General features: G+C 43.6%; 15 protein-coding genes. 6 read left to right on the top strand and 9 right to left on the bottom strand.

Going from position 1 to position 23594, the window contains the following annotated elements:
• Positions 1-222 precede the first annotated feature (222 nt).
• Positions 223-3192, bottom strand: a complete 2970-nt coding sequence (locus NBH01_RS15620; protein ID WP_118307292.1) for a glycoside hydrolase family 2 protein — start codon at positions 3190-3192, stop codon at positions 223-225.
• Positions 3193-3279: 87 nt separating this feature from the next.
• A complete protein-coding gene (locus tag NBH01_RS15615; protein ID WP_250700185.1) occupies positions 3280-7575 on the bottom strand; it encodes a hybrid sensor histidine kinase/response regulator transcription factor in 4296 nt (1431 codons plus the stop codon).
• Positions 7576-7919: 344 nt separating this feature from the next.
• Between NBH01_RS15615 and NBH01_RS15610 the strand changes: the two genes are divergently transcribed.
• Entirely contained in the window at positions 7920-9233 is a 1314-nt protein-coding gene (locus tag NBH01_RS15610) for a right-handed parallel beta-helix repeat-containing protein (protein WP_113748754.1), read from the top strand.
• Between the two features lie 112 nt (positions 9234-9345).
• Here the strand turns inward: NBH01_RS15610 and NBH01_RS15605 are convergent, their stop codons facing one another.
• The 4 genes from NBH01_RS15605 to NBH01_RS15590 form a co-directional block, all read right to left on the bottom strand.
• Positions 9346-9996, bottom strand: coding sequence for an HAD family hydrolase (locus NBH01_RS15605; protein WP_250700184.1), 651 nt, complete (start codon positions 9994-9996; stop codon positions 9346-9348).
• A 73-nt stretch (positions 9997-10069) separates the two neighbouring features.
• Positions 10070-11746, bottom strand: coding sequence for a glycoside hydrolase family 43 protein (locus NBH01_RS15600; RefSeq protein WP_048693238.1), 1677 nt, complete (start codon positions 11744-11746; stop codon positions 10070-10072).
• A 164-nt stretch (positions 11747-11910) separates the two neighbouring features.
• Positions 11911-13143 (bottom strand): DUF4861 domain-containing protein, encoded by a 1233-nt coding sequence (locus NBH01_RS15595; protein WP_117977694.1) that lies wholly within the window; start codon positions 13141-13143, stop codon positions 11911-11913.
• Between the two features lie 151 nt (positions 13144-13294).
• Positions 13295-14911 (bottom strand): glycoside hydrolase family 28 protein, encoded by a 1617-nt coding sequence (locus NBH01_RS15590; protein WP_250700183.1) that lies wholly within the window; start codon positions 14909-14911, stop codon positions 13295-13297.
• A gap of 350 nt (positions 14912-15261) precedes the next feature.
• Here NBH01_RS15590 and NBH01_RS15585 point away from each other — a divergent pair, with 350 nt between their 5' ends.
• Genes NBH01_RS15585 through NBH01_RS15575 form a run of 3 tightly spaced genes read left to right on the top strand, consistent with a single transcriptional unit; the run spans position 15262 to position 17878 of the window.
• Positions 15262-16119, top strand: a complete 858-nt coding sequence (locus tag NBH01_RS15585; RefSeq protein WP_008759864.1) for an enoyl-ACP reductase FabI — start codon at positions 15262-15264, stop codon at positions 16117-16119.
• Between the two features lie 6 nt (positions 16120-16125).
• Positions 16126-17133: a gliding motility protein GldB-related protein gene (locus NBH01_RS15580; protein ID WP_008759865.1), complete on the top strand. Its 1008-nt coding sequence runs from the start codon at positions 16126-16128 to the stop codon at positions 17131-17133.
• Between the two features lie 40 nt (positions 17134-17173).
• Positions 17174-17878 carry an SAM-dependent methyltransferase gene (locus NBH01_RS15575; RefSeq protein WP_250700182.1) on the top strand — a complete coding sequence of 235 codons (705 nt, stop codon included), beginning with the start codon at positions 17174-17176 and terminating at the stop codon, positions 17876-17878.
• Here the strand turns inward: NBH01_RS15575 and NBH01_RS15570 are convergent.
• Genes NBH01_RS15570 through NBH01_RS15560 form a run of 3 tightly spaced genes read right to left on the bottom strand, consistent with a single transcriptional unit; the run spans position 17844 to position 22081 of the window.
• Positions 17844-18965, bottom strand: a complete 1122-nt coding sequence (locus NBH01_RS15570) for a hypothetical protein (protein WP_008764404.1) — start codon at positions 18963-18965, stop codon at positions 17844-17846. The two genes, NBH01_RS15575 and NBH01_RS15570, sit on opposite strands and share 35 nt — an antisense overlap.
• A 57-nt stretch (positions 18966-19022) precedes the next feature.
• The gene (gene lipA / locus NBH01_RS15565) at positions 19023-19871 is read right to left on the bottom strand and encodes a lipoyl synthase (protein ID WP_008759868.1); all 849 of its coding nucleotides are present in this window, start codon (positions 19869-19871) and stop codon (positions 19023-19025) included.
• The gene (locus NBH01_RS15560) at positions 19871-22081 is read right to left on the bottom strand and encodes a S9 family peptidase (protein WP_008759869.1); all 2211 of its coding nucleotides are present in this window, start codon (positions 22079-22081) and stop codon (positions 19871-19873) included. Before NBH01_RS15560 ends, lipA begins: the two co-directional genes overlap by 1 nt.
• Before the next feature lie 269 nt (positions 22082-22350).
• Here NBH01_RS15560 and NBH01_RS15555 point away from each other — a divergent pair, with 269 nt between their 5' ends.
• Positions 22351-23298: an SPFH domain-containing protein gene (locus NBH01_RS15555; RefSeq protein WP_008759870.1), complete on the top strand. Its 948-nt coding sequence runs from the start codon at positions 22351-22353 to the stop codon at positions 23296-23298.
• Between the two features lie 27 nt (positions 23299-23325).
• On the top strand, positions 23326-23538 hold the full coding sequence (locus NBH01_RS15550; protein ID WP_008764408.1) for a type II toxin-antitoxin system antitoxin: 213 nt from the start codon (positions 23326-23328) through the stop codon (positions 23536-23538).
• Positions 23539-23594: the final 56 nt, after the last annotated feature.

Raw genomic sequence — 23594 nt, 5'->3', positions numbered from 1 at the left:
TACGTAAACCCAATGGCTCATGTACGTAGACTGATGGGACCACGTACATGAAACAATCTATTGTTACTGACCGGATACATTAATCTAGCCTGCATAATAGCTTACTGAACGGTTCATTGACGGTTGTTTCTCCGTACTAATCTTTTGTTCCTATGGGGCAATATGGTTTTTGTGACACCTTCTTTTACATATCTCCTTTATGGTGGGAGAAAATGTTTTATTCTATTTGATTGCTTCCAGAAACTCTATTTCAATAATTCTCAGATTAGCATTATTCTTGTTCGCTTTTGCTTCGAGTTCCATATCATTTGCTGCTTTTGCCGCAACTTCAGTGATCTGTCCGAAAGCATCCTGATCGCTGGTATTACCTTTCAGACGGATGGTAATTTGTTTGGAACGTACCGGCTTTTCCACATTAAGATGAACATACCCCAGGCTTTTATTCGTATCTCCACTCCAGATCATAGTATTGCCGGCAAACACTTCCAAAGGATAACTGCGTGAACGCCATCCATTCAATTTGATACAGATATCGTCTATTGCAGCTTCTTTTTCGAGCGTATATGTAATCCATGCGGTGCTGAGTTTTCCGTCATTCATCCATTCGCTTCTTTCATTATCGTCGAAGCTTTGGTTTACAGTCTCATTGTTGGCTCCGGCTTTGGCGGATACAATTCGTATATCCCGTTTCGTATCCTTGTAAGATGGGGTAAGGGGAGTCTTACCTTTATCCAGATTACCTTTCAGAGTCATCTGAGGTAAATATGTACTCAATCCGTTGCTAACTTTGACGGGAAGGGTTTCTAATGTAATTGTAGCGCTGGGGAGCCCTTCTGCTTTAGCGGTCAGAGTGATCTTGCCGGCTTGGGTAGTGCTACGGATAAGAGCACGGTTAATACCACATTCCACAGGGAGACTGGTATTAAGAATATAATTGTCTTTTCCTTGTGCGATGCCTCCGCGCCATTCGGCATTCCCTTTCAGGTCGAATTGAATGGTACGGTTGTCAAGCGGACAGCGTTTCCCATCCTTATCTACCACTTCTACCTGTATTAATGCCAGGTCAGCTCCGTCCGCATGGAATCCTTCCGGATTTTGTATCGTTGTCAGTTTCAGTCCGGCAGGTTCACCAACCGTGCTTACAGCATAGCGGCTTATTTCCTTACCGGCCTTGTTGTAGCTGACTGCTTCCAGTTTACCGGCTTTAAAAGCCACATTGTCAAAGGTGAACAGGAAATTGTATTCGCGTTTGCCTTTTCCTAGTGACTGACCGTTCAGGAACAGTTCTACTTCTTCACCTGTAGAAACGACATAGACCGGTTTTACTGTATTTGCGGGATAGTTCCAATGACCGATGATATAGGTATTGTCTTCTTCCGTATCTACCCATCCGTTCCACATGACCTGATGTGCAAAGAAAGCATCTTTTTCGATGCGCATAGGGTCCGTTACTCCACTTCTTCGATAGTTTTCTTCACCACGGTGGTGTGTGTTGGTATCTGAGAAAATGATTTTGGCCCCTCCGGAACTGACTCTGCGACCTGTTCCTGGACGCTCGCGCCAATAATCATACCAACAGCGGATCATTGCTATCGCCAGCATGTCCTGATTGTGATTGTAGTCTGTTGCAGGTTGGTTACGATGTAACGGTCCGTCTCCTTCTTTGTGGAAAGGATAGCTGTATTCATCCCAATATTTTCTCAAACCTTCGTCACGACAATATTCTGTAGCCCACATCGGATGATGCACGCTCTTGTTGATATAAAGCATTTCTCCGCCATATTCAGCTTCACGAATGTCCAGCATTTCACGAGAACCAATAGCACGTCCGCCGAAAGGATCGTATTGGTCGCGGATAGCTTTCATTTCTATCATATGCTCTCTGCTGATACCTTTGTTTCCACATTCGTAAAATAAGATACTTGGATTATTACGGTTGTAGATGATTGCATCGCGCATCAGTTCTGTGCGTTGGTCCCATTGGCGTCCTGTACGGTCCTTTTCGGAGTCTCCTGCCGGCATTGCCTGAATCAGACCTACGCGGTCGCAGGATTCCACGTCTTGTTTCCATGGGGTAACATGCATCCAGCGTACCAGATTACCATTGCCTTTTACTACCAGGCCATTGGAGTAGTCACTAAGCCATGCCGGAACGGACAGGCCTACCGCCGGCCATTCATTACTGGTGCGCTGTGCATATCCTTTCATCTGGATCACACGATCATTCAACCAGATTTTGCCTTCTGCAAATCGTGTTTTGCGGAAACCTGTACGAGTACTTACTTCATCAAAGACTTGATTCTTATTGTCTTTTAGAATCGTCTGGACAGTATAAAGATACCCATATCCCCAACTCCAGAAATGGAGATTATTTACTTTGGAAGCAGCTTTCACTACCCTTGTTTCGCCACCTTGTAAGGTTACTTTCTCACCTTCGAAGCTTTTCACCTGTTTGCCGTCAGCATCCAGCAAGACCACCTGGTAGCTAAATTGGCGTGGTTCACGACTGTCGTTTTTTACTTCCGATTCTGCATGGATGGTGGCAGTGCGTCCTTTTACGTCGATGTCTTTAGCATAAATATAAACTCCGGTAGTTTTCAGATTACTGTATAAAGGAAGAGTCTGATACACTTCATCTGTAACGTACAAGAATACATTCTTGGGCAGACCACCGTAGTTTGCGTTGAAGTTACGGTCGTTCCACTGGAACTTGGAGTTAGTACTTTTTTCGCGATACATCCAGTCATTGTCCGTACGTACTGCCAGTACATTGTCACCTTCTTTAATATAAGGTGTCAGGTCGAAGCCTGCCGCCATTACTCCGTTTTCGTGTTTTCCCAGATATTGTCCGTTCAAATAGAAGTCACCGGCTTGGCGCACTCCTTCAAATTCGATGAATACTTTTTGTTTTTTACCGGAAGCCGGAATCCGAAAGTGTTTCCGATACCATACCACTGTGTCCGTCAGCTGTTCGATGGACACTTTGAAGGCTTCATCTTCATTAAAGGCATGCGGTAAAGTGACCGCTTTCCACCGGCTATCGTCGAATTGAGATTGTTTAGCTTCGGGAAAGTCTCCGATTTGCAGACGCCATTCACTGTTGAAATTGTATTTTTTGCGTTCGAAAGCGTGACTATCAACAATAGCCAGCACTGCAAACAGAAATACAAATAGAAAGAGTTTGTTTCTCATGATTTCTTAATGATTAATTTTTCATTGGCAAAGAAAGTACATCAATGAAAGAAACACCCCTTAAATTAGTACGGAAAACCTGTAAGATCATACGTCGGCATCATTTATGGGTTCATTTTCATCTTCAGACAGCTTTTTCCGATAGGCAGATGGAGATACCCCGAATTGGTTCTTGAAACATTTACTGAAGTAGAACGGATCGTTGATACCTACGCTATAGGCGACTTCGGCTATGGTGAGATCTTCTGTCAATAACATTTCAGCAGCCTTTTTCATCCGCATGACACGTAAATATTCGTAAGGAGAATAACCGGTCACTCCCCGTACTTTTTTATAGAATACAGTACGTCCTAGTCCCATTATTCCGGCAAAGTCATTGACCGAAAAATCGGTATCGGTCATGTGCTCATTCAATACTTCATTCAGCTTTACCGAGAACTTCTGATCCTTGTCATTGGTACAGATAATGGAATGAGCCAATCCCGGTTCGTTAGAATATTTTTGGCGCAGTTTATCCCGTAGCTCGATTAACTTGAAGATTCTTGCCAGTAGTAAAGAGACATTGAATGGCTTCGTGATATACGCATCAGCTCCGGATTCAATTCCTTCCTGATATTTCTCTTCTATATTGAGGGCAGTCAGTAATATGATGGGGATATGGCTGGTGGTAAATTCATTTTTAAGTTTGCGTGTCACTTCAAATCCATTCATTCCCGGCATCAGAACGTCACAAACAATTAAATCAGCATCATACGTACTTGCTTTTTCAAAACCGGATGTTCCGTCAGCAGCTACTTCAACTTCAAAGTAAACTCCTATTTCTTCTCTTAGGAATTCACGGATATCAGTATCATCTTCTATAATCAAAACTTTGCGTTTGTTCAAAGGATCGACAGGAGGCTGGAAAATATCCTCTGACGTTTCATTTCTGAGAAAATCTTTGGAGTGCTGTTCCTCTTCTTCGGTTAATAACTGATTGGGAATCAGGAAATCTTTCTCCTGATAGATATCAGAATTAGTCGGCAATAGGACGGTAAAGACAGAACCGCCTCCCTCATTTTCATCATAACTGATATTACCTTTATGTACCTGTACCAGTTCGTGTGTCAAGTGGAGACCTACTCCGACACTGCTATGAGAGAAGCTGCTTTGCATGAAACGCTTGAACAGTTCAGAACGTTTTTCTTTGGGTATGCCGATCCCGTTATCTATGACTTGTATACGAAGCTGTTGCTTGTCTTCCTGAATATCTATTTTGAATATAATCTTTCCGTTAGAAGGAGTATACTTGAAAGCATTGGATAGGAGGTTGTAGGTAACCTTGTCTAAATTGCCTTTATCAATAAACATTTTATAAGCAGGTTGTGACGGCTCAAAACTGAAATCGATGTTTTTGGACTCGCTTGTATCCTTGAAACTCAGGAAGATTTCATAAAGGAAAGCAATGACGTCCGTCTCTTCCAAAGATAAGGCCAGTTTGTTTTTCTGCATCTTTCTGAATTCAAGTAGCTGATTGATGAGGCGTAACATTCTCTGAGTACTTTTATCCATGGTTTTTAAAGGACGTTGCATCTCTTTGGGAGGATTCTCTATATTGATTAGCTTGTTGAGAGCACCTTGAATCAGAGTAAGCGGTGTACGGAATTCGTGGGATATATTGGTGAAGAATTCCAGCTTATATTCGGTCAATTGCTTCTCAACAGCGATGCGATTGCGTAATCTGTTGAAATTTCGTATGATATGGAAACTGAAATAACAGACGATTCCAATGAATACCAGATAAATCAGATAGGCCCAGGTCGTCTGCCAGAAAGGAGGAGCTATGACAATCTCCATAGTGCTTTCTTCCCCCCATACGCCGGCTACATTGCAGGCTTTCACTTGCAACTGGTATTTACCGGGAGGAAGATTACGGTACGTTGCCAAATTTTGTGCTGAAGGGATGCTCCATTCCGAATCATATGGAGGCATCCGATAAGAATATTTGGATGCTCCGCTTAAAAAGTTGAATGTTGAAAAGGCAATGACAAATAAATTTTGATAATGTTTCAAGTTTAACTGCCCTGTATAGGACATGGTTTCGTTGAGAGGGGAAGCATCCATACCGGGCAGCATATGCGCTCCATTGATGTGAAGCCCTGTGAATACGGTCGATGCAAGTTTTTCCATGTTTTCCACTTTATTGGCATCGAGAACTACCAGGCCGTAGTTCGTACCGAAAAGTAATCTTCCGTCAGCATTTATGCAAGCCGTATTTTCAGAGTATACATTCCCCAGTGTATGTGAAGAAAAATAATAATTCTCTATTTGCTTGGTGGCGAGGGTGAAGCGGGAAATGCCATATTCGGTCGCAATCCACATTTTATTGTCCTGATCTTCAACAATCGACTGTATGACTCCGTTGGGCAATCCGTCTTTAATACTATAACAATCGAAAGTCAGATGTTGGTAGTCATTTCCCGGATAGCAGATGGCAAAGCCTGCTCCCGTTGTTCCAATCCACATATTTCCTTCATGATCATTCACCAGACAGCGGATTTCATTGCTGGGGAATGTTTCATTGACATGATTGTAAAGTACGTAATTCTTGGGGGAGTTGATCAGTGAGTCCGGATGGAAGATATAAATACCGTTGTTGGTACCCACCCACATCATACCGTTGCGGTCTTCCTGTATGACGCGTACCCGTTTTTCTCCATAACTGTCTTGAAAGAAATGTTTGAATTGATAACCGTTGTCTGTTTTGACAGCCAGATTCAATCCTCCGCCAAATGTTCCTATCCACATCCGCCCTTTGCGGTCACGGTAGATTAAGTAGACATTGTCGTTTGATAAGGAGTTTTTATCCTTGCTGTTATATCGGTACCATTGGTCAGCTCCGATACGTAATCCTATACCACGCATACCCAACCATAACTGTCCTTCATTATCTTCGCACATACTGTATACGTTATGCGTAAACTTCTCTTTGCGAAGCATGTTTTTCAGGTCGGCATCATATTCATATAGGGTACCCATACGGTTTGCCATATATACATTACCGTTTTTGCCACGTAAAAGCATACGTATCGTGTTGGAGCGGTCGGAAGCATCTTCGCCATTCGGATAGATACGTAACGTTCCTTTATTCAGAATCTCCAGATGAGATAATCCGGAGAATTCGGAACTCACCCAAATACCCCCGGAACGGTCTTCAATGATATATTGCAGATAATTGGAATTGATATGGCTGGAGTGACTGACTTCAAAAGTGAAGTGCTGCAGATCGCCGGTATTCAGATCGTAGGCAAAGAGTCCGTTTCCGTAAGTCGTAATCCAGATGATATCCCGTGAATCATGAATGATAGAGTAACGTTCTACATCAATATATCCCAAATGCTCGGATGAAAGAAACTGAAAATGTTTGATGTCGCCAGTGCTGGTATTGACATACCATACGTTGCCGGTATAGTTGTGTACCCATGCATTCCCTTTATTGTCTCTGGTGACGTTACCGTTTTTAATATTCAGGCGGGAGAACCGGCGCAGCTTTCCCGTAACGGGATCTAGGATGTAACTGCCAGTGGCGGTAAACATCACCCATTGATGTTGCAGGCGGAGGCTTCCGGTGATTACACCTGTATCTCCGAGTTCGGTTAATGAAGCGATTTTCTCCAGTCGGTTATTGGAAAGAGAGTGGCGGTAGATTTCTTTTTTTCCGGTAATGATGCAGGTATATTGGTCATAAGAAAAAATATGTTCCCAGCTTTCTCCCTGTGTATCCATTGCTTCCAGTTTGCCGTCATGGTATTTCCATAATCCTTGCTTGGTTCCTATCCATACATGTCCGGGGCTGTCATTGCTTTCGTAGACAAACAGTACCTTGTCAGAAGATAGGTTGCCTAATTCTTTTTTGTATGCCTGCGACGAGAACTGGCCATCCTGATAGACGACACGACGGCATCCGTTATTGTTATCCCACAACCAGATAGACTGGTCGGATGCAATGATTTTTTTCGAATAGCTCTGTTTGTATTCTCCGCAACCAGTGAAATCGACGAAGCGCCCATGTTTTAAATCGTAACAGCTATATAAAGAAGAGAGGGTGGCGATCCATAAAAAACCGTTAGAATCTTCTTCCATATTCCGGATGCGTGGGTCGGCCAATGAAATCGGCAGATTAGGGTCCGGGTAGATACTGACAAAAGAGTTGCCGTCATAATAGCTTAATCCGTTGACGGTTCCCATCCACATAAATCCCTTGCTGTCCTGAAACATATATCGGATGGAATTATTCGCCAGTCCGTCACCGGTGGTCAGTTTGTTCGAACGTATCTCGACAGATGCATGTACTGAACTGAGATAGAAAGATAAGAATGCGAATATCAGCAGTGCATTTTTCATATTTGATTTCTACGATTCTACATTATTATTAATGGTTACAAAGTTAATTTTCTTTTTAGAATAGAGGATGTAATAGCGTACGGAAAAACAAAGAAACGATGTATTATCGTTCATTCTTGATGTAAATCTCAGGTGAAATACGATTTTCTAGGCTTTGTGTACGCATGTACATTCTAAACTATAAAGAAAGCTGTAATTTAGCGGCATGAAAACGGTAACTGGAAAAAACTTCCGGTTACAGAATATTTGTTTAGAGGTAGAAGATAAGAGTCAGGTAATAAAGAAGCACATTAACAACAGTAAAATGGAAATCAGTTTTCAATAGGTTTTAAAATATAAGCATAATGAAAAAGCATATAGGTATTAGTCTTTTTTTTATGGGGTGTTTCCTGTCTCTTTCGGCTACGAATTATTTTGTAGCTACCAATGGTGATGATTCAAATGCGGGCACGCTTGACAAACCTTTCGCTACTTTACAAAAAGCGCAGTCAAAAGTCGTTCCCGGAGATACGGTATATATTCGCGGAGGCGAGTATCGGATACGGGAAGAGCAGATGATGGGAGGAGATCATTTGCGCGCTTATGTTTTTGAAATGAATAAAAGTGGCACTCAGGCCAAGAGAATCTGCTATACAGGTTATCAGGATGAACGTCCGATATTCAATCTGGCTGAAGTAAAGCCGGAGGGTAAACGGGTATCTGTCTTTTATGTATCAGGCTCTTACCTCCATTTCCGCAATTTTGAGATTATCAAAACACAGGTTACTATCCGGGAGCATACTCAGTCGGAGTGTATATACAATCAAGGTGGAAATCATAATATTTACGAGAATCTGGCGATGCACGATGGCATGGCTATTGGTTTTTATTTGGTGCGGGGAAGTAATAATCTCGTACTGAACTGTGATGCTTATAATAATTTTGACCCTGTATCTGAGAATGGTACCGGTGGAAATGTGGATGGCTTCGGTGGGCATCCGGCTTCTGCCTCCTATACGGGAAATGTGTTTAAAGGATGTCGGGCCTGGTACAATAGTGATGACGGTTTTGATTTGATAAAGGCACAAGCAGCTTATACGATTGAAGATTGCTGGGCGTTTTATAATGGATATAAGCCCGGAGGATTTGTGGGTGCGGGAGATGGTACAGGGTTTAAAGCGGGTGGCTATGGTATGCGCTCAAAAGTGAAGATGCCGAATGAGATTCCACACCATGTAGTGAAGAATTGTCTGGCATATAAAAACAAGAACAAAGGATTTTATGCCAATCACCATTTGGGAGGAATTTCCTGGTTCAATAATACCGGTTATCAGAATCCGTCTAATTTCTGTATGCTGAATCGTAAGTCTGCCGGAGAAATAGTGGACGTGGACGGATATGATCATATTATTCGGAATAATTTGTCATATAAGCCGAGGGCTGCAGGAAAACATATTGTCGATGTGAATCGGGAGGAATGTACGATTATCAATAATTCTTTTCTTCCTGTAGATATGACCGTAGGTGAGGATGATTTTGTGAGTTTGGATCCTGCTCAGTTAACATTGCCTCGCAAAGCGGATGGAAGTCTGCCGGATATTGATTTTCTGAAGTTAAAAAGAAATAGTAAATTATATGATGCGGGAATCGGTTTTCAATTCTCTGCGCAGAATCTTTAAAATATTGTTCTGTTATTGAAGAAAAATAGCTGCATGATAGATCTATGTTGATATAATCCGCATAGATCTATCGTACAGCTTGAAGAATGAGATCTTTCTGTAGATTCAGATATTAGAGAATAAGACGTTTGATCTCCTCAGCGGTATCTACAATATATTGAGGACTGAATTCTTCCAGTTCGGCACGTGGGCGGAATCCCCATGTTACTCCACAAACTGTCACTCTTGCATTGGCAGCCGTTTGCATATCCACGCCGGAATCACCCACGTACAGCACTTCTTCTTTGGTTACTTTGGCAACTTCCAGAATATCGAATACAACGGTTGGATCGGGTTTAACCTTTATCCCTTCACGTTGCCCGAACACAGCGGTAAAATGGATTTCCGGAAAATAATGGTCAATCAACTTTTGGGTGGCTGCCTGATATTTGTTGGAAGCCACAGCAATTTGAATACCTGCATCCTGTAAGTATGAGAGCAATTTCGGAATACCGGGATAAGGGCGGCTGTCATCGGCATTATGAATGTCATAGTAAGGGACGAATTCCTTGCGTACGCGCAGTACATTCTCTTTGGACTTTTCTCCTTCCGGCAAGGCACGCTCAAAAAGTTTGTCGATGCCGTTTCCTACCATGAAGTTATATTTCTCGATCTCATGTGTGGGATATCCTAACTTATTCAAGGCATAATTTGTACTGTGTGCAAGGTCGGCAATGGTATTCAGTAATGTACCATCCAAATCGAAAATGACTAGTTTCTTCATTGAACTTCTTGTTTTTTTATGTTAATCCTGTTTTCCTTTCTTTCTGCTTACAAAGATAGGAATAAAAAACGAATCATTTCCTTGTAATTCGGAACCAGTCTACATCTGTCCATCCTCCATCATTGGTGACAATAGCCGGACGGGTACAGAACATGCCGACTTTGGCGCCAATCCATTGTCCCTCCCTTGCCTGAAAAGGGTTGCCTAATGGCAAGAACTTCTTTCCGTCAAGGCTATAACTGAAGTTGCATATCACAATGAGGTCGTTACCTCCTTCACTGGCTTTAATTTTCTTGCCGTCGCAACTGAAACGTACCTTTAGGTATACCGTGTTTTGGGTAAGACCGACAGAAGAGTTTACCTGTTCCGCTTCTCCTTTATCTGCTTTTTTACATTCAATTTGAGACAGCACAAGACCTTTGTCCGTATTTTCCAGAATCAATCCTGCATAATCCCTGCCCATTACTACCAAACCTGTACGTTCACCTTTCAGTTTGGGATTAGGCATGAAGGTCAGTTTCATTGTGGTGGTGAAATTGTCCGAAGGAGTTTTTTGCAACAACAGATTAGCTACATCCCACAAATTCTTATAATCCGCTACTACCGGATAAGAGTATAGTCTGACATAACTTTTGTCTCCGGCATAATATGCCCATTTCTCATTGATATTAGCGTGCCACTGCCATTGCGGAGAGAGTATATATCCGTCGAATTCGTCGCTTTCTTGCGGTGTACAGATGGGATATATCTTTCCTACATTCGGCTTTTTGTAGGTCATTACCGGTTCGCCGCAACCGTCACCATCTTTGTCGATACCGATTACAGGCCAGTCATTCACCCACTTCATCGGTTGCAAGTGAACAAGGCGACCATAAGCGCCTACATCCTGAAAGTGGAAGAACCAGTCTTCTCCGGAAGGAGTGTCTACCCAAGCTCCCTGGTGAGGTCCATTGACGGGAGAATCACCCTGCGCCAGTACAGTTCTCCATTCATAAGGACCATACACATTTTTAGAACGGAGTACTACCTGCCAACCGGTTGGCACACCGCCTGCCGGATGGAAGATATAATAATAGCCGTTCCTTTTATAAAACTTCGGGCCTTCACACGTCTGGTGTGCTTCGTGACCGTCGAAGATAATGCGTGAGGGGGTGATGGCTTTGGTCGCTTCCTTATTCAATTCACAGATGGTGATTACACTTTTCAGTCCGGCACGGCTTCCTGCATAGGCGTGTACCAGATATACTTTTCCGTCTTCATCCCAAAGCGGGCAGGTATCGATGATTCCTTTTCCCGGTTTAACCAGAACAGGTTCCGTCCACGGACCTTGCGGGTCTTTGGCTTTTACCATGAAAGCGCCTTGATCCGGGTCTCCCCAGAAGATATAAAACTCTCCGTTATGGTGGCGGATACTGGGTGCCCAGACACGGTTGCCGTGTTCCGGACGTTCCGGTGTTTCAATAGGGGTGAGGGCATAGGGAACAGCAGCTCCGATAATCGTCCAGTTCACTAAATCCTTGGAATGTAGAATCTGCAATCCCGGCAGACAGTTGAAGCTGGAAGAAGTCATATAGAAATCATCTCCTACGCGGCAAGCGTCCGGATCGGAATAATCGGCATAGAGCACCGGATTTTTGTATTTACCATTTCCGAGATCGGAAACCCATACTTCGGATACATAGTTTTTCTGTGCTACCGCAGTGAAAACAGTTAGCAGGCAAAAAGCTAAAGTCTGTGTCAATCGTTTCATGATATAGGTATAATAGTTTGATATTAAAGATTCAGTTGAAGTCTCTCAATGGGGCAAAGGTAAAAAAAAGACTCCGCACAAAGGAGTAATAATTGTGCAGAGTCGGTATAAAAACTGGTAAATACTCCAGTATTTGATTGTTTAACTGTATTTGTATGCTTTGTTTAATGAATATCTTTTATTTTGACCGTTACCGGATGTGCCAGTTCTTCTTTCCATTCACGGAGGTAAGCAAACCATGCTTCCGGTGTCTTATAGCCGAAAGTTTCTTTCATGGAAGTGAAAGTGGTGTGATACTGTAAGTATTTGCTTCCCGGAGATGTGATGGTGTAGAGGTAGTTGTCTTTGTCTTTCTCTTCCGATTTCACATATCGTTGGGGAATGCAGGTCCCAAGACCTACTGTTTCTTTGGCATATTTCACGGTATCGTTTACCGGCCAGTCTGTTCCCCAACTGCCGACAAGCCCTTTGTGATCCGAGTAAGATTCTGCGGTACCGACAATATCCTGAACGCCTGTACAGAACACTTCGTTCTTAATCGGCTCGTCGAAGAATGCCTCGATACGAAGATCACGGTGTCCGGCATAGAGTGTGTAACGGGTCATCATGTCCAATTCCGCATTTTGATATTTCCAGCCTGTCACTTCGATTTCTGCGATGACACGCACCGGACCGTAAGAGATGATACGTTCCGTACGGGTAGCCACCGGAGTGATATGAGTCGCTTTCTTTCCGTCCCATCCTTTGAAAGCACCCGGACCGCAACTGTCGAATACCCGGAGGACATCGTCACCGAATCCTCTTGCTAACTGTTCGTCAGTAGGGTAGAACTGAGATTCTTTGATTTCCAGTCCTTTATTGAACTTACCGTAGATATCCGGTGTCTGTTTTTCGTTAAAGTAAAGACGATAGCCTACCAGTTCCGATTCCAGTACAGGACCATGAGGACGGACCATACTATATATATTACTTGTACCAGGGACAGTGATTGCCTGTACTGACTGATGCTTTCCTTTTCTCGGGTCAGCAATGAACATTTCCGCATAAACCCGTGCCGGATAGGTTTTCGTACTCTTTTCAGAAGACAGGGTTACCTGGAATGTTTTTCTTCCGTGAGCAGGGAGGCTGGTAACGAATGCCAGTTCATCCATCTTACGGTCTCTGTTCAGGTCGTCCAGCTGAGAAGGGATTTCAGTGCTTCCTTCCATTACTGCGGCAGACTTTACTTTAAATCCGGTATGCAAGTCACGCAAGTTGATTACTACCGGTTCATCCGTCTTGGCACGGTTCCAGTTATTGTTTACTTCTACAGTAATGGTTTTCTCCTGTTTTTGAGCCCAGGCGGACAGAGAGCAGCACCCGACAAGGAGTGTGATGATAAAAATATTCTTCTTCATGATTTTAAGGCATGATATTATACGTCGTATTTCTTTCTGCAAAAGTAATTGAAAAAATAGCAGACCGGCTTATCTTTGGAAGATAAATTAGTCTGCTATTTGAGCTTTTTACTCTATATAATGATTTTGTGGTTTTCTGTGGTGGAATCTCTTATTTGAAATTCAATATCTGTCCTTTGGCGTCAATCTCTTCATAAGTCTCTCCATCGACTTTCAGATTCTTGGCGCTTTTGACATTCAGTATATTCTTTCCTTTGGTTGATTCTACATAAATATTTTCGAGTGAGACACCGTCTACCTGACTGATAACGACTCCGTCAGTAGCTTCCGTCATCACCACATTCTTCACGGTTACGTTACGGATAGGCATTTCCGGAAGTCCGTTGAAGAACATTGCACGTCCCGAACCTCTGCAAATGACATTTGATATATGAATATCACGGAACGCAGGAGTCTCTTCGGTAACAGGAGGAATCGCCGTCTTCATACGGCTCAGCAGATCTTCTTCCGATTCTTCTCCGGCTCCTTTGCCACCATAGAACAGGTCGAAAAGTAATGGTTCGTTCGGTATATTGATCATGTTGATGTTATTGATATAGATGTTTTCTACAACACCGCCACGTCCGCGGGTACTTTTGAAGCGCAGACCTACATCTGTTCCCAGGAATGTACAATCTTCTACATAGATATTCTTCACACCACCGGACATTTCACTGCCTACTACAAATCCGCCATGCCCATGTAGTACCGTATTATTCTTTACGATTACATTCTGGCAAGGTTCTCCGCGACAGCGGCCGTTTTCATCTTTACCCGATTTGATACAGATGGCATCGTCACCCGCATCGAATACACTATTCAGGATCAGTGCATTCTTGCAAGATTCCAGGTCGAGTGCATCTCCGTTCTGAGAATACCAGGGATTGATTACCTGAATATTATTCACTGTAAAGTCTTCGCATGACAACGGATGCAGACACCAGCTCGGTGAGTTCTTGAAAGTGACTCCTTCCAGCAAAATCTTCTTGCTTTTCACGAAACTCAGTAATACGGGGCGCAACCATGCACGGATTTCATTCCATTCTTCGTCCGTGTTGATGCCTTCGGGCACATTGAAGTCTTTGCAGGCCATTGCACCTTTCAGTGAACCGGCGGTAGGATACCATATTCTTTCCTGTTCATCAAGTACACCACCCGATTTTACCAGTTTATTCCATTGCGAAGCTGTTAGTTTTTCTTTCTTCACCGGACGCCAGCAGTCTCCGTTACCGTCAAATATTCCATATCCTGTGATAGCGATATTCTCGGCATTACGAGCAGAAATCGGTGATTGACAGCGGCGTGTTTCCAATCCTTCGAAAGAAGTGGGAATGATAGGATATGCTTCAAAGTCACCGGTGAAGAGTACCAGTGCATTGCGTTCTGTATAAAGATTCACGTTGCTGAGCAGTTCGATAGGTCCGGTCAGCCAGGTGCCTTCCGGGATGATCACTTTACCTCCGCCACGTTGGTTCACCTCTTTTATAGCATCGTTGATTGCTTTCGTATTCAGGGTCATTCCATCCCCCTTGGCTCCGAATTTAGAGATATTTACCTCATAAGCGGGAAAAACCGGTTGCTGTACTTTTGGCATTTCGAAAGGTAAATTCTGGTAAATGGTGTCGTCTATTGCGGTTTCGCTTATTGCACACTCACTTTGTTTGCATCCAGAGACAAACGGCAAACAACATACGACCATCCAGAGGAGTCTTCTTGTCATTGTGTTCATTTAGTAACTTTTCTATAGGGTTATACATTTATTGTTTTTCTGGTATTCTCTTTCGATTGTTAAGATGGCTTTTTCATAACTCTTATCTCCCTCCGCAGGCGACCTCTCGCAGGCAGCCTGCCGGAAAGGAATAAGACAAATTCATGTTAACCTAATTCTAACCTTAAAATAAATATTATGAAAAAACCTCTTAATTATCATTGGCAAAGATAGGGGGGAAACTTCAGGCGGATGTGGAGTTATTGATAGAATACGTGTATTTTTTGTCATTTATGTCTAATATTTGCACACTTCTCGTGTTTTTATGCAGAAAGATACTATCTTTGCACAAAATTTAACTATTAAAAGATATGAGTAACAACTTGTTGAAAGGAAAAAGAGGAATAATCTTCGGTGCCTTGAACGACCAGTCTATCGCCTGGAAAGTAGCAGAGCGTGCCGTAGAAGAAGGTGCAACTATTACATTATCAAATACTCCGATGGCTATCCGTATGGGTGAAGTCAATGCATTAGCTGAAAAACTAAACTGTCAGGTAGTGCCGGCAGATGCCACTAGTGTGGAAGATCTGACGAATGTATTCAAGACATCTATGGATATACTGGGCGGACAAATTGACTTTGTATTGCACTCTATCGGTATGTCTCCTAACGTGCGCAAGAAACGTACTTATGATGACCTTGACTATGGAATGTTGGACAAGACATTGGATATTTCGGCTGTATCGTTCCATAAAATGATCCAGTCTGCCAAGAAACTGAACGCTATTGCAGAATATGGTTCTATCGTAGCTTTGAGTTATGTCGCTGCTCAGCGTACTTTCTACGGCTACAATGATATGGCGGATGCTAAAGCCCTGCTGGAATCTATCGCACGCAGTTTCGGGTACATCTACGGTCGTGAGCATAGCGTACGTGTGAATACGATTTCACAGTCGCCTACCTTTACTACTGCCGGTTCGGGAGTGAAAGGTATGGATAAGCTGTATGATTTCGCTAACCGTATGTCTCCGCTTGGAAATGCAACAGCTGACGAATGTGCGGATTATTGTATCGTGATGTTCTCCGACCTTACCCGTAAAGTGACTATGCAGAACTTATTCCATGACGGTGGTTTCTCCAGCGTAGGTATGAGTCTTCGTGCAATGGCTACTTACGAAAAAGGACTGGATGAGTACATGGACGAAAATGGTAATATCATTTACGGATAAAAGGTTATGAAACTACGGATCTCTCTTCTTACTATATTAATAGGTATGCTTTTCGCCTCCTGCGGCTTAAGCACAGGAAAGGTTGCGGAGCAGAAGGAAGAAGGGATTTCTGTTCTGAGATACGATAAGCTGTTGAGCGAATATGTTCGCTCCAACAGCTTTTCCGCTATGCAGAAACTGACAATGGACTATCGCCAGCCGACAAAGATTCTGATAGAAGATGTACTGTCTATCGGTACGGTGAAGGACGACACCATTTCTCAGCGTTTGCAAAAATTCTACTCGGATAGCACCTTGCTTCGTTTGCTGAGCGATGTAGAAGCTAAATATCCCAATCTTGACGAAGTAGAAAAAGGACTCACCAAAGGATTCCGGAAGCTGAAGAAGGAAGTCCCCGATACGAAAATACCATTTATTTATTCGCAGATATCCGCATTCAATGAATCGATCATTCTGGTAGATACATTGCTGGGAATCAGCCTCGATAAGTATATGGGAGAAGACTATCCTCTCTACAAACGTTTCTACTATGACTATCAATGTACCTCGATGCGTCCGGAACGGATTGTGCCGGATTGTTTCGCATTCTATCTCCTTAGCCGTTACGAAATGAACTATCATGAAGGTACTTGTCTGGTCGATCTGATGATGCATTCCGGCAAAATCAATTATGTGGTGCAGCATCTGCTTGGTTATGACGATATTGGCCAGGCAATGGGATACTCGGATCAGGAGAACGAATGGTGCAGGAAAAACGAAAAGGATATCTGGGAGTATATCTGTGCAAACGATCATCTGCACGCACGTGACCCAATGGTGATCCGCTACTATATGAAACCGGCGCCGACTGTTGATATGTTGGGAGGACAAGCCCCTGCATTGATCGGTTCGTGGGTGGGAGCACGGATTATAGCATCCTACATGAAAAAGCATAAAGATCTTAAAATAAAGGATCTGCTGGAACTTACCGATTATCAGAGTATGTTCGAAGAGTCCGGTTACCTGAAACTCTAGCCCATACCTATTACTTATTACTTATCACCTATTACCTAAAGTGGAAACTGCTCTTTACCTGTTGCCCGTTACATTGGGCGATACACCTCTTGAACAGGTGTTACCTTCTTATAATACGGAGATTATTCGTGGTATCCGGCATTTTATTGTCGAAGATGTTCGTTCTGCCCGTCGCTTTCTGAAGAAGGTTGACCGGGAAATTGATATTGATTCGCTGACTTTTTATCCTTTGAATAAGCATACTTCTCCCGAAGATATATCCGGTTATCTGAAACCTTTGGCGAGTGGAGCCTCAATGGGGGTGATTTCGGAGGCGGGCTGTCCTGCCGTTGCCGATCCGGGAGCAGATGTGGTTGCCATTGCTCAGCGCCAGAAACTGAAAGTGATTCCTCTGGTAGGTCCTTCCTCTATTATTCTTTCAGTGATGGCTTCGGGATTCAACGGACAGAGCTTTGCCTTTCATGGTTACCTGCCGATAGAACCGGGAGAACGGGCTAAGAAACTGAAAACACTGGAGCAGCGTGTCTATGCTGAAAGTCAGACACAGCTATTCATCGAAACTCCTTACCGGAATCATAAGATGATAGAAGATATCTTGCAGAATTGCCGTCCGCAGACAAAACTATGTATTGCTGCCAATATAACTTGCGAAGGCGAGTTTATACAAACCCGCACGGTGAAAGACTGGAAAGGGCATATTCCCGAATTGTCTAAGATTCCCTGTATTTTTCTCTTATACAAATAACATCTTTCAGGTGTTCGTATTCATCTTCGAAGCAACTGCTGAAAAAGCCTTTGCCCATATTTTCTTCTATCTGCTTGAAACTCCATAGCTTACTGTTCTTGAAGCGGGGAGTGCAAAGGATAGAATCATCTTTGATATCGACGATGAAAAGATAGATGAGCCGGTTGGTTGCTTCATTCTCGAAGTGATAGACAATGTTAAACTCTGGCTTGAAGTCTTCCGTTGCGTGTGGAAGCGCATTGTGCACCAAGCGGTTTACTCCTTCGGTGAGGGACTCACCATAACGGAGATAGCATTCCATCGGTATGTCAGTTTTCCCTTTATCAAGGATGGCATTCATCGGTCTGTCACAAAGAAACAGCATCCCGTGAGTAGATACGGCTATTCTTATGACCGGATTGATATAGGCATTCTTATAGTTGAGTGCTTCTATGGCAAGACTTCTTCCGATGACATCTCCTTTCGTATTGACTATGGGCACGTATTCCGTGTGCGACATCAGATGGTTGAAATACCGGATAGCAATCTGATTGAACAGGATACTCATCACAAATACGACAGGGGGAAATACCTTATAAAGTATCACCATACTTGTCTGGCTTAAAGGGTCCTGACTGGCAACGACAATACTGATAATAATAAAATGCAGGATACCGAAGATCAATGCAAAACGGGCCGAAACAACTGCCGCCTCTGCTCCTTGCGCATACAAGCGCTTATTGCAGGAGCCTATCTGTCTCAGAAAGTGGTTGATAAATCTCTTTTTATGCATATAGAGTATCAGCATCGGAATGAGGATACTGACTTCCAGGGTAAGAGGCAGAGCACCTGGCGGAACATAGTCACCGGGAATCAAGGCTGCAAGTGACAGCAGTGCCAGCATTCCGGTGGCAATATAAAGAATAAAATTAGGAATTAGCGCTCCTTTACGGTGTAGTAATAGGTATATCCCTACGATACCTATACCAGTACCGATGTAAATAGCCGTGTCTTGCGTTATAAATTCACACAATAAAATGGAAATAATAACGGGGATAAAACCCAATGACATGTTAAACGCGGAAGAAAGTGTTCCTTTATGATCCATCTTTATGTTTATTTGCCGGTTTTACCTATAAAACAAATAGGGAATGTGTTTTGTTTTCTATCGAATGTGTTTCTCTGCATGATAGGATGAACGAACGAGAGGAGCACTCTCTACAATGCTGAATCCTTTTTTTAAACCGATGGTTTTGTAAGTGGCGAATTGTTGTGGCGTCACATACTCGGCAACCGGATAATGTCGGTGTGTAGGCTGCAAATATTGTCCTATCGTAAGAATCTGGCAGCCGACTGCCAGCAGGTCGTCCATAATGGTTTCCACTTCCTGTGGAGTTTCTCCCAACCCCACCATAATACCGCTTTTTGATTTTGTTCCGCTTCGGGCGATGTGACCGATCACTTGCAGGCTGGTATCATAGTTGGCCGCACTGCGAACCAAGGGACTGATGCGTCTTACCGTCTCCATATTATGGGAAATAATATCGGGATTGGCTTCTATCACTAGGTCTACCAGTTCCATTCTACCCTGAAAATCGGGTATCAGTACTTCGATTGTGGTCTGCGGATTCAGTCGTTTGATCTCACGAATGGTATGTGCCCAATGTCCGGCTCCCAGATCGGGAAGGTCGTCACGGTCTACCGAAGTAACTACCGCATGATCTAATTTCATAAGAGCGATAGACTCCGCTACGTGTGTCGGTTCGTTGGCATCCAGTGGATGCGGGCGTCCGGTTTGTGTGTTGCAGAATTTGCAGCTTCGGGTGCAGATGTCACCACCGATCATAAATGTGGCAGTTCCTTTTCCCCAGCATTCTCCCATGTTGGGACAACGCCCACTGCTGCATATCGTATGCAGGCAGTGGGAGTCGACAATTCTTTTAGTTTCGGTGTAACGGTCGTTGGCACCGATATTTATTTTCAGCCATTCAGGCTTGCGCACTCTGTCAGCCATTACAAATTGTTGAGGAAGAAGTTGGTCAATCGTGTATATAGATGCTGACGGGTGTTGCCACCGTATATGCCATGATTACGATTGGTATATACTTGCATATCAAATTGTTTGCCCAACTGCACCAGATGCTCGGCGTATTCAGCACAGTTCTGGAAGTGAACATTATCGTCTGCCATACCATGTACCAGCAACAGATTGCCGTGCAGCTTGTCGGCCCGTGTGAAAGCGGATGATTCTTTGTATCCTTCTGCGTTTTCTTTCGGGGTGCGCATGAAACGTTCTGTATATATGGTGTCGTAGAAACGCCAGTCGGTAGGTGCGGCAACAGCTACACCGGCTTTGAACACCGGCGTTCCTTCGCTCATACTCATCAATGTCATGTATCCGCCATAGCTCCATCCCCAGATACCGATCCGGTCTTTATCCACATACGGCTGTTTGCCTAAATAAAGAGCTGTTTCGACCTGGTCTTTGGCTTCTTTCACGCCGATTTTGAGATAAGTGCATTTCTCGAACGCTTCTCCGCGGCCTCCTGTGCCACGACCGTCTACACATACAACGATATAGCCGAGGCTGGCCATGTAAGTCTCCCAACTGATTCCCCAAGTATCCAGAACTTGTTGTGATCCCGGACCGCTATATTGGTACATCAGCACCGGATATTTCTTGGATGCGGAGAAGTTGACAGGCTTCATCATCCATCCATTCAAAGTTACCCCGTCCGTAGTCTGGAAGGTAAAGAACTCTTTTTGCGGGATGGCATAGCCGGCTAACGTTTGTTTCAACTGGTCGTTGGTGATAAGCGTTTTTAAGGTTTTGCCTGTGTTGTCGTTCAGTGTAACCAGCATAGGAGTATCCAGATTCGAGAATTTGTTCATGTAATACTTCATCGATTTGCTGAATAACGGCGTATTGGTTCCTTCACGTTGAGACAACTTTGTCTTTTTACCTTTCTTATCGATCTTGTAAACTGCTTTACGCAAGGGGCTTTCCTCATTGCTGGTATAATAGAAAGAACCGTCTGCTTCGTCATAACCCAGAAAATCCTTCACTTCATATTTGCCATTGGTTACTTTCTTGATAAGGTTTCCCCCCATGCTGTACCAGTAAAGATGGCTGAAACCGTCACGTTCGCTAAGCAAACTGAAAGTTTCCGGATAGAACTTGATATTATCGAACACGTTCTCCTTAATATAATAAGGTGACTCATCACGCAACACTAACTTGCAGAGCGTTGAGCGCGGATCGGCAAAATAAAGGTCGAAACGATCCTGATGGCGGTTCAATGTCATGACGGCAAGTTTGCTGGCATCTTTCGTGAAGCGGATGCGGGGGATATATCCGTCTGCATCTATCGGAAGCTTCATGGTGCGGGTCACGTGCGATTTGATGTCGTACGTACGTACTTCTACTTTCGAGTTCGGGTATCCGGCTTTCGGATACTTGTAGGTATATTCGCCCGGATAGTCTTTCAAAGGAGTAATCTGCGGTGCTTCTCCCGCGAACATCGGAAAAGAATAAGAAGGAACTTCCGATTCGTCGAAGCGGATGAAAGCAATCATGGTATTATCGGCACTGAACTCCAGGGCACGGTTGAAACCGAACTCTTCCTCATATACCCAGTCGGGGATACCGTTGAGAACTGTATTTTGCTTGCCATCTTCGGTCACCTGGCTTTCGCTGTTACCGTAGAGCAGCTTTACGAGAAATATATTATTGTCACGCACGAAAGCGATCATCGTTCCGTCGGGAGAAAAGACGGGGACCTGTTGAGGTCCGCCGTCGGACAGCCGTTCAATAATGTTGTTTGTCGTAACTCCCTTATCATTTCGTTTCAAAGGGTATATATAATGCACAGCTGTGTATGAATGCCGGTATATCGGGGTCGTTTTGGTAGCAATCAGCAATTTGTCACCATCGGGTGAGAACTGATAGCTGTCGAAATTCTTGAAGTCACATTCACGTGCCTGGTTCACGTCAAAGATCACCTCTACCTTTTCTCCTGTGCGGAATGAGTATTTGATGATTTGCGTACCGTCGGCGTTCATTTGTGTGTAGTGCTCTCCATCTGGTGTGGGGATGACTCCCTGAATATTTTCCGGACGGAAGCGTCCGGAGGTAATATCTTTTAAATCAAGTGCCTTTTGTCCTTGTGCCATTCCGGCGAGGCAGAGAAGGCAGAGGAGCAGGGCTAAACTTACTTTTCTCATTTTATAAATCGTTTTATATTTTACTTGTTTAAGGGGGTTAAGTTCATACCCTGCAAAAATAACAATAAACTTAAATACCTCAAAGTACATCCCGTTTTTGTTTGAATTAAACCCTTATTTTCTTACGCCTTTTAAATTTGTTTAGTATCGGATGACTGCTGTTTAGTTAAAAATGATGTATTGCGGAGAAAAAAGAGTCTTTCCCCTTGCATTATCAGATTGAAAAGTGATATATTTGTGATATCAAAATAATATCAAAATTTAGTCCTATGAATGCAAAAGAATTTCAGTACAATGACGTGGTTATTAATGGGTTTGTAGCCTTGTTTGTTAATTTGGCGATACTGCCTCTTCTGATTGTGATGAGCTTTGTCCTTTTTAAAGGAAGTATTGTTTTGTTCCTGCTGCTGATCCTCTTTCTTGCGGCAGCTATTCTGATGATTCCCGGATATTTTTCTCAGGAACCGAACGAAGCCCGGGCTATGGTATTCTTCGGAAAGTACAAGGGTACCTTTACCGAAACCGGTTTCTTTTGGGTGAATCCTTTTATGAATAAGAAAAAGCTCTCTTTGCGTGCTCGTAATCTGGATATAGAACCTATCAAGGTGAATGATAAGATTGGTAACCCCATTCTGATAGGACTGGTGCTTGTCTGGAAACTGAAGGATACGTATAAGGCCATGTTCGAAATCGATGCACAGACGATGGCGGATAATAAAGGAACCGGACAGATGAGCGTAACCGTTGCCGGACGAATGAATGCTTTTGAAGATTTTGTGCGTGTGCAGAGTGACGCTGCTCTCCGTCAGGTGGCAGGATTGTATGCTTACGATGATAACGAAGCGAATTCGGATGAATTGACATTGCGTAGCGGTGGTGATGAAATCAATGATCAGTTGGAACACCAGCTTAACGAACGTCTGGCGATGGCCGGAATGGAAATAGTGGAAGCCCGTATCAACTATCTGGCTTATGCTCCGGAGATTGCGGCCGTCATGTTGCGTCGTCAGCAGGCTTCGGCCATTATCAGTGCCCGTGAAAAGATTGTGGAGGGTGCCGTCTCAATGGTACGTATGGCTTTGCATAAACTTTCTGAAGAAGAAATTGTTGAATTGGACGAGGACAAGAAGGCGGCGATGGTCAGCAATCTGCTTGTAGTTCTTTGTGCGGATGAGGCTGCACAGCCGGTAGTCAATACAGGTACGTTGAATCATTAATAAATAAAAATAGAAGGTAAGAAGGTAGTGGCTAAAAAAGAATCTTCAATAAAGAGTTTTGTTTTGCGTGTAGATGCCGAGACAATGGATGCCATCGAAAAATGGGCAGCCGATGAGTTTCGCAGTACCAACGGACAACTTCAGTGGATTATTGCCGAAGCGCTGAGAAAGAGCGGTCGGCTGAAAAAGAAATCCGCTAAGGCAGGGAATGCTCCGTCCGAATCTTCCGATCAGGCATAACCTTTTTTAGATAGAATTGATAAGGATTATTGGAAGATATTCGATATCTTTGTGAA

Source organism: Bacteroides sp. B1-V-101 (assembly GCF_023656585.1).
Lineage (GTDB): Bacteria > Bacteroidota > Bacteroidia > Bacteroidales > Bacteroidaceae > Bacteroides > Bacteroides thetaiotaomicron.
Note: the sequence above shows the minus strand (reverse complement) of the source record. Positions and strands in the feature narration are given on the sequence as shown.

Bases quoted from the DNA above. Each gene is read 5' to 3' on its own strand.
- NBH01_RS15620 (WP_118307292.1), bottom strand. From the start codon at position 3,192: ATGAGAAACAAACTCTTTCTATTTGTATTTCTGTTTGCAGTGCTGGCT.
- NBH01_RS15615 (WP_250700185.1), bottom strand. From the start codon at position 7,575: ATGAAAAATGCACTGCTGATATTCGCATTCTTATCTTTCTATCTCAGT.
- NBH01_RS15610 (WP_113748754.1), top strand. From the start codon at position 7,920: ATGAAAAAGCATATAGGTATTAGTCTTTTTTTTATGGGGTGTTTCCTG.
- NBH01_RS15605 (WP_250700184.1), bottom strand. From the start codon at position 9,996: ATGAAGAAACTAGTCATTTTCGATTTGGATGGTACATTACTGAATACC.
- NBH01_RS15600 (WP_048693238.1), bottom strand. From the start codon at position 11,746: ATGAAACGATTGACACAGACTTTAGCTTTTTGCCTGCTAACTGTTTTC.
- NBH01_RS15595 (WP_117977694.1), bottom strand. From the start codon at position 13,143: ATGAAGAAGAATATTTTTATCATCACACTCCTTGTCGGGTGCTGCTCT.
- NBH01_RS15590 (WP_250700183.1), bottom strand. From the start codon at position 14,911: ATGAACACAATGACAAGAAGACTCCTCTGGATGGTCGTATGTTGTTTG.
- NBH01_RS15585 (WP_008759864.1), top strand. From the start codon at position 15,262: ATGAGTAACAACTTGTTGAAAGGAAAAAGAGGAATAATCTTCGGTGCC.
- NBH01_RS15580 (WP_008759865.1), top strand. From the start codon at position 16,126: ATGAAACTACGGATCTCTCTTCTTACTATATTAATAGGTATGCTTTTC.
- NBH01_RS15570 (WP_008764404.1), bottom strand. From the start codon at position 18,965: ATGGATCATAAAGGAACACTTTCTTCCGCGTTTAACATGTCATTGGGT.
- lipA (WP_008759868.1), bottom strand. From the start codon at position 19,871: ATGGCTGACAGAGTGCGCAAGCCTGAATGGCTGAAAATAAATATCGGT.
- NBH01_RS15560 (WP_008759869.1), bottom strand. From the start codon at position 22,081: ATGAGAAAAGTAAGTTTAGCCCTGCTCCTCTGCCTTCTCTGCCTCGCC.
- NBH01_RS15555 (WP_008759870.1), top strand. From the start codon at position 22,351: ATGAATGCAAAAGAATTTCAGTACAATGACGTGGTTATTAATGGGTTT.